Source organism: Arthrobacter sp. NPDC058097 (genome assembly GCF_042884885.1).
GTDB lineage: Bacteria > Actinomycetota > Actinomycetes > Actinomycetales > Micrococcaceae > Arthrobacter.
Genome location: NZ_JBHVSZ010000002.1, coordinates 87,895 through 101,123, shown reverse-complemented (window position 1 = coordinate 101,123; position 13,229 = coordinate 87,895). Strand labels below are relative to the sequence as shown.

The following is a 13,229-nucleotide window of genomic DNA, read 5'->3' as shown; positions in this document are numbered from 1 at the left end:
TACAGGTTCACGGGTAGGGGTTGCAGCCGATGACCAGCCCGTCATTACGGGACTGGCCTGTGCAGGGTTGGCCCTGTGCTGGTTAAAGCGGGGCCAGGAGGTGGTTCTGGAGGAATTGAATTAATACTAGAACCTTGGCGGCCATCGCCATATTCCATGCCGGCATTGTGAGCAACGGCACTCCCCACTCGCTACCTAACCTCGCAAGCTCGGCCAGGGAACCCCGCGAGCGTGGGCCCCTATTTCCACCCCGTGGACGCCAGGAGCCGCTTCTCGAACATCGGAATCATGGACTGGACGTAGGTCTTGGTGAGGTGGTTGTCGTCCTTGTAGACGTAGACGTTGCCCACCACGGCCGGGCAGATGCCGTCCGCGCAGATGAAGTCGCTCATGTCCATCAGGCGCAGCCCGTCCACCTTGCCCCGGTACGCATCCAGCGGGGACCTGGCGGCCAGGGACTCACCCAGCGGCGGGTTGCACTCCGGCGCGGCGGTGCCGTACTTCTGGACGCACTCGGGCATGTTGATGGCGAAGCGGGGGTTGTCCCGGACGCCCACCACGTCGATCCCGGCGTCGGTGAACGGCTTGATGCCCTCCAGGTAGCCGGGCACCTCGGTTTCGAACGGGGCTTCCTTGTGCGTGAGTGACGCCACGGTGAACACCGCGTCCGGCTTGTGCTCCATGACGTACGCGGCGCTGGCCTTGTTGAACGCGTTGCAGTCGGCGTCGCGTTCCGGGGATTCGGCGCCGAACCGGCAGTTGCCCTTCAGGAGGGTGACCACCTCCCAGCCATGGTCCCTGGCGATGGGGCCGAGCGCGGCCATGTACTGCTGCGCGTGGGAGTCACCCAGTACCACGATCCGCTTGGTGACCTTGTCCGGCTTGCTGTTCTGCAGGCAGCCGTTGAGCAGCGGGTCGCTGGGGACGTTCTGGTCGGTGCACAGCCCGTCGATGTCCGCCCACTCGTTTTTCATGGCGGCCGGGGCCGGGATCACGGTGGCTTCCGGCGTCGGCTTGCCGGCGTTTTCCGGCGCCAGCGCGGCGGCTCCGGGAGTCAGCTCGCGCGGCTGCGCCGCTGCCGCCGCCTCCTCGGCGTTCAGCCTGGTCTGCCACAGCGCGACCGGACCGGCCAGCAGGGCGCCGCAGGCAACAATTACGACGGCGGTGCGCCAGGCGCGCAGCTGCGGCCAGTGCCATTCGCGCAGGGGCTTCTCGACGAAGCGGGTGGTCAGCACGGCCAGGACCACTGAACCTGCCACAATGGCCAGGCCCTGGACCAGGTTGGGCTTTTCGATGCCGGTGGCCGCAAGTGACAGCACCAGGACCGGCCAGTGCCAGAGGTACAGGGCGTAGGAGTTGTCCCCCAAAGCCACGAGGGGTTTCGAGCAGAGGATGCGGTCCACGCCGAACCGGCTGCCGCTTTGCCCGGCGACGATGATGGCAGCCGCGGCCAGCGTGGGCCACAGCGCGATGAAGCCCGGGAACGACCGGTCCACGGTGAGGAGCAGGCCGCACGAAATCATGGCGGCCAGGCCGGCCCAGCCCAGGACCACGCGCAGCGCCTTGCCCGGTTTCAGGTAGGGCAGCGCCAGGGCCAGCAATGACCCCAGCGCGAACTCCCACAGCCGGGTCCGGGTGTCGAAGTAGGCGTAGGCCTGGTTGCTGGCGGTCTGGCCGATCGAGAACACCAGGGAAGCGGTGAAGATGCCGCCGAAGGCAACCATCAGGACGGTCCGGTAGCTGACGTCCCGCCGGCGCCGCAGCAGCCGCCACACCAGCGCGGAGCCGGCGAAGATGAGGGGCCAAAGAATGAAGACCTGGCCCTGGATGGACAGCGACCAGAAGTGCTGGAGCGGGCTGGCTCCGGAGTGGTCCTGTGCGTAGTAGTCCACCGCGGTGTTGGCCAGCAGCCAGTTCTGCCCGTAGAGCAGGGATGCCCAGGCCTCATTGAGGACGTCGGGCCAGCGGCTCTGCGGCAGGACCAGCCAGGTTCCGGCCAGCACACCGAGGATCACGACGACGGCGGCCGGGATCAGCCGCTTGAAGAGGTGCAGCCAGTGGCTCACGAGGCGCAGCGGCGTGCCCTTCTCCACCTTGCGGACGAAGGACATGGTCAGGAGGAACGCGGAGATGAGGAGGAAGATGTCCACGCCGCCGGAAACCCGGCCAAGCCAGACGTGGTAGGTGACCACCATGAGCACTGCCAGGGCGCGGAGGCCCTGGACCTCGGGGCGGTAGCCCGGCTTGGCCTTCAGGCGGGCAGCCCTCGGCTCATGGTTTTCTTTTCCGGCCCGCTCCTCGCGCGGCATGCTTTTCAGCGGGTCCGTCGATCTCGCTTCTGGCACAGATAACCCCTCAAACGGCAGCACAAAGCACCTATGTTACCGATTCGTGACATTCGGGACGAATCCAACGCGCCGGGTGTGACCGGCCTCTCAACAGGGAGGATTCCGGTTTTCTGGGCACTATAGAGTCGGTGCCTAGGGGAATTTGGTGCGTGGATTGGAGTGTCAGGTGATCGTCCAGATGCGGATTTGCGTACCGGCAGAACTGACCACACTCGTGGCGGACCTGTGCCAGCAGCAGGCTGGCACGGCCGAGGTTGCACTGCACGCAGGTGCCTCGATCCTTCCCAAAGGCGACGTGCTCCTGGTGCACGTTGCCCGGGAATCGGTGGAGGAGCTGATGGAGAAGCTCCGCGCCCTAAACGTTGGGAGCGTGGGTTCCATTGCCCTGACAGCCCCGGACCTGGTTCTGTCCGACCGGGCAGACAAGGCCGAGGAGGCCGCCCCCGGAGAAGGCGCCGACACCGTCATCTGGGACGAGGTGTCGCGGCAGACCGGTGAGGAGTCCCGGCTTAGCTGGACCCTCCTGTCGTTCCTTGTGCTGGCCACCCTGCTCGCAGCGATCGGCATCGTCACGGACTCCACCATTGCCATCGTCGGGGCCATGGCCGTGGGACCCGAGTTCGGACCGCTCGCTGCACTGGCGGTTGCCGTGGTGCGCCGAAACTGGAGGCTCGGCGGGCGCGCGGCGGTTGCCCTGGGCGTCGGCTTCCCCGCAGCAATGCTGATCACAGCCCTGATCACCTGGCTGGCGCTGCCGCTGGGCCTCTTTCCGCGGGACGTGCTGGACCGGGCCTCGGCGGCCGAGTTCATCTACCACCCTGGACCGTTCTCGCTGATCGTGGCCGTCCTCGCCGGAGCCGCCGGAATGCTTTCGGTCATCAGCGGACGCTCGGCCGCCCTGATCGGCGTCTTCATTTCCGTGACCACCGTGCCCGCTGCCGGCTTCGTAGCCGTGGCGCTGGTCCTTGGCGAAGTCACCAAGGCGGCCGGGTCAGCCCTGCAGCTGCTGGTGAACCTGGGCGGCATCGTGGCCGCCGCCGTCGCGGTCCTGTACTTTTACCGGCTGGTCACCAAACGGCTTCCCGACGGCGACGCGCACCGGCTGCGGCGGCAGGCCCTTCGCGCCCGGCGCTAGCGCAAGCCCCCCCACACGCCACGGGCCAGGTGGCCCGGTGGCCCGGGAAACAGGGGCCAGGGAAACGCAAGGGAGGCCCGGCCAGCAGCAGCTGGACGGGCCTCCCTTTGACACCGCGGAGCGGGCTGCAGCCTAGTGGCTGTGGCCTGCGTGCTCGTCTTCCTCGGCGGGCTTTTCAGCCACGAGGGTTTCGGTGGTGAGCACCAGCGCGGCGATGGAAGCCGCGTTGCGCAGTGCTGCACGGGTGACCTTGACGGGATCAATGACGCCAGCGGCGATCAGGTCCTCGTACTCGCCGGACTTGGCGTTGAAGCCGTGGTTGTTGTCCTGCTCGGCGACCCGGGCGGTCACAACGTAGCCGTCGTGGCCGGCGTTCTGGGCGATCCAGCGCAGCGGCTGGACCAGTGCACGGCGGACGATGCCGACGGCGGCGGCCGCGTCACCTTCGAGTGCCGTGACGGCCGGGTCCTCGTCGAGTGCCTTCAGCGCGTGGATCAGGGCGGAACCGCCGCCGGCCACGATGCCTTCTTCGAGGGCGGCGCGGGTGGAGGACACTGCATCCTCGATGCGGTGCTTCTTTTCCTTCAGCTCAACCTCGGTGGCTGCGCCGACCTTGATCACGCCGATGCCGCCAGCCAGCTTGGCCAGGCGTTCCTGCAGCTTTTCCCGGTCCCAGTCGGAATCGGTGCGGGTCAGCTCGGCACGCAGCTGGGCAACGCGTGCCGCTACGTCCTCGGCCGAACCGGCGCCGTCGACGATGGTGGTGTTGTCCTTGGTCACCGTAATGCGGCGGGCGGTACCCAGCACCTCGAGGCCCACGGAGTCCAGGCTCAGGCCCAGTTCCGGGGACACAACCTGGGCGCCGGTCAGCGTCGCGATGTCCTGCAGCATGGCCTTGCGGCGGTCGCCGAAGCCCGGAGCCTTGACGGCAACCACGTTCAGGGTGCCGCGGATGCGGTTGACGATCAGCGTGGACAGGGCCTCGCCGTCGACGTCCTCGGCGATGATGAACAGCGGCTTGGAGCTCTGCAGCGCCTTCTCCAGCAGCGGCAGGAATTCCTGCACGGAGGAGATCTTGCCCTGGTTAATCAGGATGAGGGCGTCCTCGAGGACGGCTTCCTGGCGCTCGGTGTCGGTGATGAAGTACGGGGACAGGTAGCCCTTGTCGAACTGCATGCCTTCGGTCAGAGCCAGCTCGGTCTGTGTGGTGGAGGATTCCTCGATGGTGATCACACCATCCTTGCCGACCTTGCCGAATGCCTCCGCGAGCAGCTCGCCCACCTCGTCACTCTGGGCGGAGATGGCGGCAACGTTGGCCACCTGGCTGCCCTCGACCGGACGGGCGTTCTCCAGCAGGCGGGCGGCGATGGCCTCGACGGAGACCTCGATGCCGCGCTTGATCTGGCCCGGAGCGGCGCCGGCGGCAACGTTGCGCAGGCCTTCCTTGACCAGTGCCTGGGCGAGCACGGTTGCGGTGGTGGTGCCGTCACCGGCGACGTCGTTCGTCTTGGTGGCGACTTCCTTGGCCAGCTGGGCGCCAAGGTTCTCGTACGGGTCGTCCAGCTCGACTTCCCGGGCGATGGTCACGCCGTCGTTGGTGATGGTGGGGGCACCCCACTTCTTGTCCAGCACGACGTTGCGGCCGCGGGGACCAAGGGTCACCTTGACCGTGTTGGCGAGCTTGTCGATGCCGGCTTCAAGCGACCGGCGGGCAGCGTCGTTAAACGCAAGCTGCTTTGCCATGGTTTGTCCTTTCAAGACAGAACCCCGTGCAGCCGCCCGGTCGGAATGAAATCAGACGCGGGCAGCGGCACGGGGATCCAAAGAGTTACTTGACGACGATCGCCAGAACGTCGCGGGCGGAGAGCACGAGGTACTCGGTGCCGCCGGTCTTGACTTCGGTTCCGCCGTACTTGGAGTAGATGACGACGTCGCCAACGGCTACGTCGACCGGTACGCGGTTGCCGTCTTCGAAGCGGCCGGGGCCTACTGCGACAACTTCGCCTTCCTGCGGCTTCTCCTGTGCGGAGTCCGGGATGACCAGGCCGGAAGCCGTGGTCTGCTCGGCTTCGAGCGGGCGGACAACAATACGATCCTCAAGAGGCTTAATAGAGACCGACACTCGGACCTCTCCTTTTCGTCAAAATTCATGGACATAAAAACTGTTGCGCCTTGGCGGCAGACCGTCGTCGCGGTGCCGGCAGCAGCCAGGCTGGCAGTTCTTCGTGTGTTAGCACCCTCGTAGGGAGAGTGCTAATGATGACTCTATGTAAGGGGTTAGCACTCGGTCAAGGTGAGTGCCAGAATTTCATCCGCCGTAACCCGGGCGGGCCTTTCGTTCAGCGCCCGGCAAGGTCGTCAAACCCCAGGTCCTCGCCGCCGTCGGCGTCCCCGTCCCCCGCTTTCCGCTGGTCGCGGACAAGCACGACGGCGGCCGCCGCCGCGATCACGGCCGACACGATGAGCACCACGATGCCGCCAACACGCGCGCCCAGGTACAGGTCGCGGATCTGCCGGGCTTCCTCGGTGGCGTCGCTGATGTTCTTGCCGCCCACCGAGTAGACGGTGGCGTTGAAGGAGTCCAGCAGGAAGATGATCACCAGCAGGACAAGGCAGACGAGGGCGATAACGGCGCCGCCGATCAGCACCGGGCGTGCATACCGGACCAGTCGGCTATGCTGCACCGGGCCGGGGTTGGAGCTTTCGGGCTGACCGGGGGTGGGCGTTTCGCTGGATTCCATTCAGACCACCCTATCGGGAAGAGGCCGGGCCGGCGGCTCCACTAGGCTTGATCCCATGTCTGACGCACCGCAGGACCAGATCGCCCCGCTCCTTACGGAAGAAGGATGGGAGCTGCTGGCCTCGCTCGGACCCTACCGGGAGGACGAGTCCTTCGCCCTCAGCACGAGCCTGCGCAAGGCCGGCCACTCCCCCGAACTCGTCTCCGCCGTCCTGACGCAGTCACGGCTGCGGACCCGGGCCGAGGCCAAGTTCGGCGAGTTTGCCCGGCAGATGCTCTTCACCCAGGCCGGACTGGAGCAGGCCACCCGGCTCAACGTCGCAGCCCGGCATGCTCAGCGCTTTGCCCGGGCGGGCGTCCGCCACGTTGCGGACCTCGGCTGCGGGCTCGGCGCGGATGCCATGGCCCTGGCGTCACTGGACATTGCCGTGACCGCCGTGGAGCTCGACGAGACCACGGCCGCCTGCGCCACCATCAACCTCATCCCCTTTCCGCACGCCACGGTGGTCCATTCGGACGCTACGTCGGTGGCGCTGGAGGACGGCGCCGGCGTCTGGCTGGACCCTGCCCGGCGCACCACCACCACATCCGGCACCAAGCGGATCTGGGACCCCGAGGCGTTCTCTCCCCCGCTGTCGTTCGTGGAGTCACTGGCCGCCGCGGGGCGCGCCGTCGGCGTGAAAATGGGGCCGGGCATGCCGCACGATTCGGTGCCTGCCGGCTGTGAGGCGCAGTGGGTCTCGGTGGGCGGCGACGTCACCGAGGTCACGCTGTGGTTCAACGCCGTGGCCAGGCCCGGGATCCGCCGGGCCGCCCTGGTCATCGGCGCGGAGGGAGCCGCCGAACTCACCAGCGGTGAGGAGTTCGACGGCGGGCCCGTTGCCCCCGTGGGGCCGGTGGAGGGTTTCCTGTACGAGCCGGACGGCGCAGTCATCCGTGCGGGACTCGTGGCCGACCTGGCCCTGGACCTGGGCGGCCACCTCGTGGACGAGCACATCGCCTACATCTGCGCCCCGGAGCTGCTGGACACCCCGTTTGCCCGGGCTTACCGGGTCCTGGAGGTCATGCCGTTCAACGTCAAGGCGCTCAAAACCTGGGTCCGGGAGAACGGCATCGGCGTTCTGGACATCAAGAAGCGCGGCATGTCCGTCACCCCGGAGGAGCTGCGCAAGCAGCTGCTGCCCGGGGGCAAGGCAGCAGGCAAGGCTGCGGGCAAGAAGACAGCCACCCTGGTCCTCACCCGGATCGGGGAAGAAAGAGTGGCTGTCTCCGTGGAGCCTGTATAGCTGCCGGGCCGTACTGCCTACTGGGCGCGGACGAACGCCTCGGCGTCCCGGACCTGGTCGTCGGTGGGACGGATGCCCGTGTACAGCACGAACTGCTCCAGAGCCTGGATGGTGGCCACTTCGGCGCCGGTGATGACCTGCTTGCCGGCTTCCCGCGCAGCCTTGATGAGCGGCGTCTCGGCCGGCAGGGCAACCACGTCGAAGACCACCTTGGCGGCGTCGATGGTTTCGGCAGGGAAGGACAGCGCATCGGCCTCCGGTCCCCCGGCCATTCCGACGGGCGTGACGTTGATGACCATGTCCGCTGTGGCCTCGGGGCCGGTGCCGAGCTCCGCGCGCCAGCCGAAGCCGTAGAGGTCTGCGAGCGCCCGGCCGGCTGCTTCGTTGCGGGCGATGATGGTCACGTCCTTGAACCCGGCGTCGCGCAGCGCCGCGGCCGTCGCCTTGGCCATGCCGCCCGCACCCTTGAGCAGCACCGATGACTCTGCAGGTACGGCATTGCGCTGCAGCAGCTGCTCAATCGCCGTGTAGTCCGTGTTGTACGCGGTGAGCCGGCCGCCGTCGTTGACGATGGTGTTGACGGAGTCGATGGCCTTGGCGGACGGGTCCATGGCGTCCACCAGGGCGATCACGTCCTCCTTGTAGGGCATGGAGACGGCGCAGCCCCGGATCCCCAAACCCCGGACACCCGCGATCGCCTGGGCGAGGTCGGTGGGCGCGAAGGCCTTGTAGATCCAGTTCAGGCCCAGCTGGTCATACAGGTGGTTGTGGAAGCGGGTCCCGTTGTTGCTCGGCCGGGCCGAGAGGGAGATGCACAGGGTCATGTCTTTATTCAGAATCGGCACCCCTCCATTAAACGGCGGCACGGCCTTTATTACCTGCATCCGGTGCCGGGAGGGTAGGGCCCGACGGCGGCCGGCAGCTTTCCGGGGGCGGTGGCCTTCCCCGCCAGGACAGCCAGCAGCGCCTTGTACGCTCCGGGCGTCCGGCCGTAGAGGGCGATCTTGGTCGGTGCGGCGGACTGTGCCAGGGACCACGGTGCGTCCAGTGCCACCGCAATATCGCCGTTCGCAGGGCCGGCGCCGTAGCCGATGAGGCTGACCATTGGGCCCGTTGACCCCACCGTGATCCCCGCGTCCTTGGCCGCAGCGGCAAAACGGGCCCGGTCCACCGGCGAGCCCCCTGTCACGCGCACGGAGCCGCGCACGGAAGCGCCCTTGCACCGGCCGGACACGACGGTGATGGCCCGGGCCGAGACTTTCGCGGACATGGCCTCGCCGCTTCCCGGCGCCGCCGGAGGCTTCGGCCGGGCCGTCCGTCCGCGCCAGATCATCATGGTGACCACGCGGCGGGCCGCGTCCTCCAGGCGCGACAGCGGGAGCTTTCCCTCCCTGACCGCACTGACGATGGCGGCATGGGCGGCGGCTGCGTCCGCCGGCATCAGCAGCAGGTCGGCCCCGGCTGCCAGCGCGGCGGGTGCTGCTGACCCGCGGGGGTAACGGCCGGCCACCGCGCCCATGTTCAGCCCGTCTGTGACGGCCACGCCCTTGAAGCCCAGGCCGCGGAGCGCCTTGTAGGTTGCCTTCGAGAGGGACGCGGGGACGCCGGGCTCGAGGGCCCTCGCCGCGATGTGACCAGTCATGATCATGGGCGCGCCTGCCTTGACCGCGGACTGGAACGGCTTCCAGTCCCGCGCCTTCAGCTGAGCGAGGGTCGCGTTCTGGACCGGCAGACCCTTGTGGGAATCGGTGGTCACGGAACCGTGCCCGGGGAAGTGCTTGACGGTGGGCAGCACCCCACCGGCGAGCATGCCTTTGGCGAAGCCGGCACTGAGGGACGCCGCGGCCCGGGGGTCGGCGGACAGGGACCGGGCACCGATCGTTGGATCGGCGGGGCCCATCGTGACGTCGGCCGCGGGTGCGAAGTCCACAGTGAAGCCCAGCGGCGCGAGTTCCGCCGCCAGCCCGGTGCCTGCCTCCGCGGCCAGGGGCACGCTGCCGGCGGCGCCGTAGCTCATCGGGGCGGGCCAGCGGGTCAGCGGGGCGCCGACGCGGCTGACTGCTCCGCCTTCCTGGTCGACGCCGATCAGCCCGGGCCACCTGCGGCCGCCTGAGCGGGACGCCTGGTCCAGCCTGCGCGTCACGCCGGCCAGCGCGGGGACGTCCACCAGGCCGGTGGCGGTGCCGGGCACGTTGTCGGCCATGATCATGGAGCCGGCAAGGTGCAGGCGTTCCACGGTGGCGGCCTGGGTCTCGTGGTCGAGCCCGGTGTAGAAGGGCAGGAGCACCTGCCCGGCCTTCTCCTCCAGGGTCATTTTTGCCACTGCCGCGGCGGCAGCGTCGGCGTCCCGCTGCTGCGGGCCCCAGCCCAGCGCGGCGGTTTCCTTCGGTGCCGGCTTCGCCGCGGACGGTGCCGGGCTGTGCGCACCTGTCTGGGGTGCGCCTGTCTGCGGTAAGGACGTCTGGGGGGCCTTCGGTGCGCCGGAAGCGGAAGCCGCGGGCGCCGTCGTCGTGCTTTGTCCGGGCCCGGGTGACGGCGGCGCCGTGCACGACGCAACAGCGAACAGCGCCGCGAGCGCTGCCGCAGTCCGCGGGCATGCAATACCGGAATGTTTTCTGGGGGTTTGGGGGCGGCTGCTTGTGTGAAGACTCTCACGCGCCCCGTGTAGCCAAGCCATCAACTCGATGCTACCCCTGCACTAGACTTGGATGACCGTTCCCCTGCCAGCCGTTCGCCAGGAACGGACGGCGACCGGACCCCACGTCAGCACACACAGCGAGGAACACATGAAGATTGATTTCGCTTCATCCAGGCAATCAACTCTTGGTGTGGAATGGGAACTCGCGCTGGTGGATGCGCAGACCGGTGAACTTTCGTCGGTGGCCAACGAGGTCCTGCGCGGGGTCGTGGCCCGGCATCCCGAGCTGAACGAGGATGACGAGCACCCGCACATCAAGCAGGAGCTGCTGCTTAATACCGTGGAGCTGGTCACCGGAATCTGCGGGACCGCCGCGGAAGCGAAGGAAGACCTCGCCCGCTCCCTGGCCGCCGTCCGTGAAGTCACGGACCCGATGGGCGTCGAAATCTTCTGCGCCGGGAGCCACCCGTTCAGCCCGCCGCAGCTGCAGCCGGTCACGGACAAGGAACGCTACGCCAAACTGATCGACCGCACGCAGTGGTGGGGCCGGCAGATGGTGATCTACGGGGTTCACGTCCACGTCGGCCTGGACCGCCGGGACAAGGTGCTCCCCGTGCTTGACGGCCTGGTCAACTACTTCCCGCATTTCCAGGCCCTGTCCGCATCAAGCCCGTTCTGGGGCGGCGAGGACACCGGCTACGCCTCGCAGCGGGCGCTGATGTTCCAGCAGCTGCCAACGGCGGGCCTGCCGTTCCAGTTCGCCAGCTGGGAAGAATACGAGTCCTACGTCCAGGACATGTTCACCACCGGCGTGATCGACACCATCTCGGAGATCCGCTGGGACATCCGCCCGGTGCCGGCCCTCGGAACCATCGAGATGCGCATCTGTGACGGGCTGGCAACGCTCGAGGAGGTGGGTGCCGTGGCGGCCCTGACGCAGTGCCTGGTCCACGAATTCTCCACCATCCTGGACGCCGGCGGCAGTATTCCCACCATGCCCCCGTGGCACGTCCAGGAGAACAAGTGGAGGGCCGCGCGCTACGGCATGGACGCCATCATCATCCTCGACGCCCAGGGCAACGAGAAGCTGGTCACCGACCACCTTCTGGAGACACTCAACCGGCTCGAGCCCATCGCCGCGAAGCTGGGCTGCCCGGATGAGCTGGCCGACGTCGAGAAGATCATCAGCCGGGGCGCCGGGTACCAGCGCCAGCGGCGGGTGGCCGCTCAAAGCGGCGGAAACCTGCAGGCCGTGGTCCTCGACCTCGTGAAGCAGATGCGGAACGGCCCGACGGCGTAACCCAACTAGGTAGCAGTTGAGGGCGTTCCCAGCGCCGAGAACGCCCTGTTCTGCGACTCACTTTTAGCCGACACCGTGGTGACCGGCATGGAGGAGTCCGGCGCGAAATTGATGCCGCTGGGTTCGATGCCGGCCATGACCAACTGCGCGCCGAGGGCTGCCACCATCGCACCATTGTCCGTGCACAGGTCCAGCGGCGGAACGTGCAGCGTAATGCCGGCGGCCGAGCAGCGCTGTTCGGTCAGCTGCCGCAGCCGAGAATTGGCGGCCACTCCCCCGCCCAGCAACACGTCCGTGATGCCACGCTCACGGCAGGCCAGCACCGCCTTCGAGGTGATGACATCCACCACTGCTTCCTGGAACGCTGCGGCGATGTCCGCCACCGGCACGGGTTCGCCTGCGGCTTCGAACTGCTCCACGCACCGGGCCACCGCGGTCTTCAGGCCGCTGAACGACCAGTCGTAGCGGTGCCGGCCGGGCTCCTCCGCGGTGCCCATGTACTTGGGCTGCGTCAGCCCGCGCGGGAACCGGATGGCCTTGGCGTTGCCCTCGCGCGCCAGCCGGTCGATGGCCGGGCCGCCGGGGTAACCCAGTCCCAGGATCCGTGCCACCTTGTCGTACGCCTCGCCGGCGGCGTCGTCGATGGTGGAGCCAAGCAGCTCGACGTCGTCGGTGATGCTGCGGATCCGCAGGATCTCGGTATGGCCGCCGGACACCAGCAGGGCGCCGAGGTTGTCAGGAAGGATCGGCTTTCCACCGGCGCCGGCTTCCGTTCCCGTTCCAGCGCCGGGACTGGGGTTGAGCAGGCCGACCCCCACGTGGGCCACCAGGTGGTTGATGGCGTAGAGCGGTTTGCCGGTCGCGACGGCGAGCGCCTTCGCGGCGCACACGCCCACCATCAGCGCGCCGGCCAGCCCCGGACCGGACGTCACCGCGATGGCGTCGATCTCGTCCAGCGTCACGTCCGCCTCGGCCAGGGCCGCCTGCAGGGCAGGAACGAAGGCATCCAGGTGGGCGCGCGAGGCGATCTCCGGGATGACGCCGCCAAACCGGACGTGTTCCTCCATGGACGAGGACACCGTGTTGGTCAGGAGGTCGGTGCCGCGGACGATGCCCACGCCCGTTTCGTCGCACGATGACTCAATGCCGAGTACTAGCGGCTGCGAGCGGTTCATTTCTGGTCTGCCTCCGTCGGAGCGGTTTCGCCGGCCCGGCCGGCTTCGTCAATCTGCGCGGGCTGGGGTCCGGCGTCGTGCACGATGTCGCTGTGCACGGACAGCACGTCCTCCAGCTGGAGCCGCATGATCAGGGCGTCCACGCCGTCGCGGTAGTACTTCTTCCGCACATGGATCTGCTCGAAGCCGAAGCGGACGTACAGCTGCTGGGCGCGCGGGTTGTCGGAGCGGACCTCGAGCAGGATGTCGGCTGCGCCGCGGCGCCGCCCCTCGGCGATCAGGTCGGTGAGGAGCGCTGTGCCGATGCCCTTGCCCTCATACTCAGGGATGACGGCAATTGTCTGGACGTCGGCGATCGGCTCCACGCACATAAGCCCCGCATAGCCGACGATGCCGTCCGGGCCCTCCGCCACCAGGTACCGGCGCGTCTCCGGCTGCACCAGTTCGTCCCAAAACATCTGCAGAGGCCACGCGTCCACGGGGAACAGCCGGACCTCCAACTCGTGGACGGCCGGGATGTCGTCAGGGAGCATGTCGCGGATGGTCACGCCCGAGGCCAGTTGGCGGGGCAGGACAGGCGCGGCGCCAGGGGCTGGAATGCCGGACG

General features: G+C 68.0%; 11 protein-coding genes. 3 read left to right on the top strand and 8 right to left on the bottom strand.

Annotation, left to right across the window (positions count from 1 at the left end; all coding sequences use genetic code 11):
* Positions 1-239 precede the first annotated feature (239 nt).
* A complete protein-coding gene (locus tag ACFVTE_RS04380; RefSeq protein ID WP_387098324.1) occupies positions 240-2,309 on the bottom strand; it encodes an acyltransferase family protein in 2,070 nt (689 codons plus the stop codon).
* 217 nt (positions 2,310-2,526) lie between these two features.
* Between ACFVTE_RS04380 and ACFVTE_RS04375 the strand changes: the two genes are divergently transcribed.
* Positions 2,527-3,483: a DUF389 domain-containing protein gene (locus ACFVTE_RS04375; protein WP_387097360.1), complete on the top strand. Its 957-nt coding sequence runs from the start codon at positions 2,527-2,529 to the stop codon at positions 3,481-3,483.
* 132 nt (positions 3,484-3,615) lie between these two features.
* On the opposite strand, the gene groL is transcribed toward ACFVTE_RS04375, so the two are convergent.
* The 3 genes from groL to ACFVTE_RS04360 all read right to left on the bottom strand — a co-directional run bounded on the left by groL (position 3,616) and on the right by ACFVTE_RS04360 (position 6,224).
* Complete coding sequence (groL, locus tag ACFVTE_RS04370; RefSeq protein WP_387097357.1) at positions 3,616-5,226, bottom strand: chaperonin GroEL; 1,611 nt, start codon at positions 5,224-5,226, stop codon at positions 3,616-3,618.
* Between the two features lie 85 nt (positions 5,227-5,311).
* Positions 5,312-5,605 (bottom strand): co-chaperone GroES, encoded by a 294-nt coding sequence (gene groES, locus ACFVTE_RS04365; protein ID WP_003805290.1) that lies wholly within the window; start codon positions 5,603-5,605, stop codon positions 5,312-5,314.
* 217 nt (positions 5,606-5,822) lie between these two features.
* A complete protein-coding gene (locus tag ACFVTE_RS04360) occupies positions 5,823-6,224 on the bottom strand; it encodes a hypothetical protein (protein WP_387097354.1) in 402 nt (133 codons plus the stop codon).
* A gap of 55 nt (positions 6,225-6,279) precedes the next feature.
* Between ACFVTE_RS04360 and ACFVTE_RS04355 the strand changes: the two genes are divergently transcribed.
* Positions 6,280-7,509: an SAM-dependent methyltransferase gene (locus ACFVTE_RS04355; protein WP_387097351.1), complete on the top strand. Its 1,230-nt coding sequence runs from the start codon at positions 6,280-6,282 to the stop codon at positions 7,507-7,509.
* Positions 7,510-7,526: 17 nt separating this feature from the next.
* Here ACFVTE_RS04355 and ACFVTE_RS04350 read toward each other — a convergent pair whose 3' ends face one another.
* Positions 7,527-8,354 carry a shikimate 5-dehydrogenase gene (locus ACFVTE_RS04350; RefSeq protein ID WP_387097348.1) on the bottom strand — a complete coding sequence of 276 codons (828 nt, stop codon included), beginning with the start codon at positions 8,352-8,354 and terminating at the stop codon, positions 7,527-7,529.
* Between the two features lie 29 nt (positions 8,355-8,383).
* Positions 8,384-10,186, bottom strand: coding sequence for a glycoside hydrolase family 3 N-terminal domain-containing protein (locus ACFVTE_RS04345; RefSeq protein WP_387097345.1), 1,803 nt, complete (start codon positions 10,184-10,186; stop codon positions 8,384-8,386).
* A 109-nt stretch (positions 10,187-10,295) separates the two neighbouring features.
* Between ACFVTE_RS04345 and ACFVTE_RS04340 the strand changes: the two genes are divergently transcribed.
* Positions 10,296-11,447 carry a glutamate--cysteine ligase gene (locus tag ACFVTE_RS04340; protein WP_387097342.1) on the top strand — a complete coding sequence of 384 codons (1,152 nt, stop codon included), beginning with the start codon at positions 10,296-10,298 and terminating at the stop codon, positions 11,445-11,447.
* A gap of 5 nt (positions 11,448-11,452) precedes the next feature.
* On the opposite strand, the gene tsaD is transcribed toward ACFVTE_RS04340, so the two are convergent.
* Positions 11,453-12,622, bottom strand: a complete 1,170-nt coding sequence (gene tsaD / locus ACFVTE_RS04335; RefSeq protein ID WP_387097339.1) for a tRNA (adenosine(37)-N6)-threonylcarbamoyltransferase complex transferase subunit TsaD — start codon at positions 12,620-12,622, stop codon at positions 11,453-11,455.
* Positions 12,619-13,155: a ribosomal protein S18-alanine N-acetyltransferase gene (gene rimI / locus ACFVTE_RS04330; protein ID WP_387098322.1), complete on the bottom strand. Its 537-nt coding sequence runs from the start codon at positions 13,153-13,155 to the stop codon at positions 12,619-12,621. The genes tsaD and rimI overlap by 4 nt, the downstream gene beginning before the upstream one ends.
* Positions 13,156-13,229: the final 74 nt, after the last annotated feature.

What these genes read in the sequence shown, in the direction of transcription:
- ACFVTE_RS04380 (WP_387098324.1), bottom strand. Translation starts at nt 2,309, where the DNA reads ATGCCGCGCGAGGAGCGGGCCGGAAAAGAAAACCATGAGCCGAGGGCT.
- ACFVTE_RS04355 (WP_387097351.1), top strand. Translation starts at nt 6,280, where the DNA reads ATGTCTGACGCACCGCAGGACCAGATCGCCCCGCTCCTTACGGAAGAA.
- groL (WP_387097357.1), bottom strand. Translation starts at nt 5,226, where the DNA reads ATGGCAAAGCAGCTTGCGTTTAACGACGCTGCCCGCCGGTCGCTTGAA.
- ACFVTE_RS04360 (WP_387097354.1), bottom strand. Translation starts at nt 6,224, where the DNA reads ATGGAATCCAGCGAAACGCCCACCCCCGGTCAGCCCGAAAGCTCCAAC.
- ACFVTE_RS04345 (WP_387097345.1), bottom strand. Translation starts at nt 10,186, where the DNA reads ATGGCTTGGCTACACGGGGCGCGTGAGAGTCTTCACACAAGCAGCCGC.
- rimI (WP_387098322.1), bottom strand. Translation starts at nt 13,155, where the DNA reads ATGCTCCCTGACGACATCCCGGCCGTCCACGAGTTGGAGGTCCGGCTG.
- ACFVTE_RS04340 (WP_387097342.1), top strand. Translation starts at nt 10,296, where the DNA reads ATGAAGATTGATTTCGCTTCATCCAGGCAATCAACTCTTGGTGTGGAA.
- ACFVTE_RS04375 (WP_387097360.1), top strand. Translation starts at nt 2,527, where the DNA reads ATGCGGATTTGCGTACCGGCAGAACTGACCACACTCGTGGCGGACCTG.
- tsaD (WP_387097339.1), bottom strand. Translation starts at nt 12,622, where the DNA reads ATGAACCGCTCGCAGCCGCTAGTACTCGGCATTGAGTCATCGTGCGAC.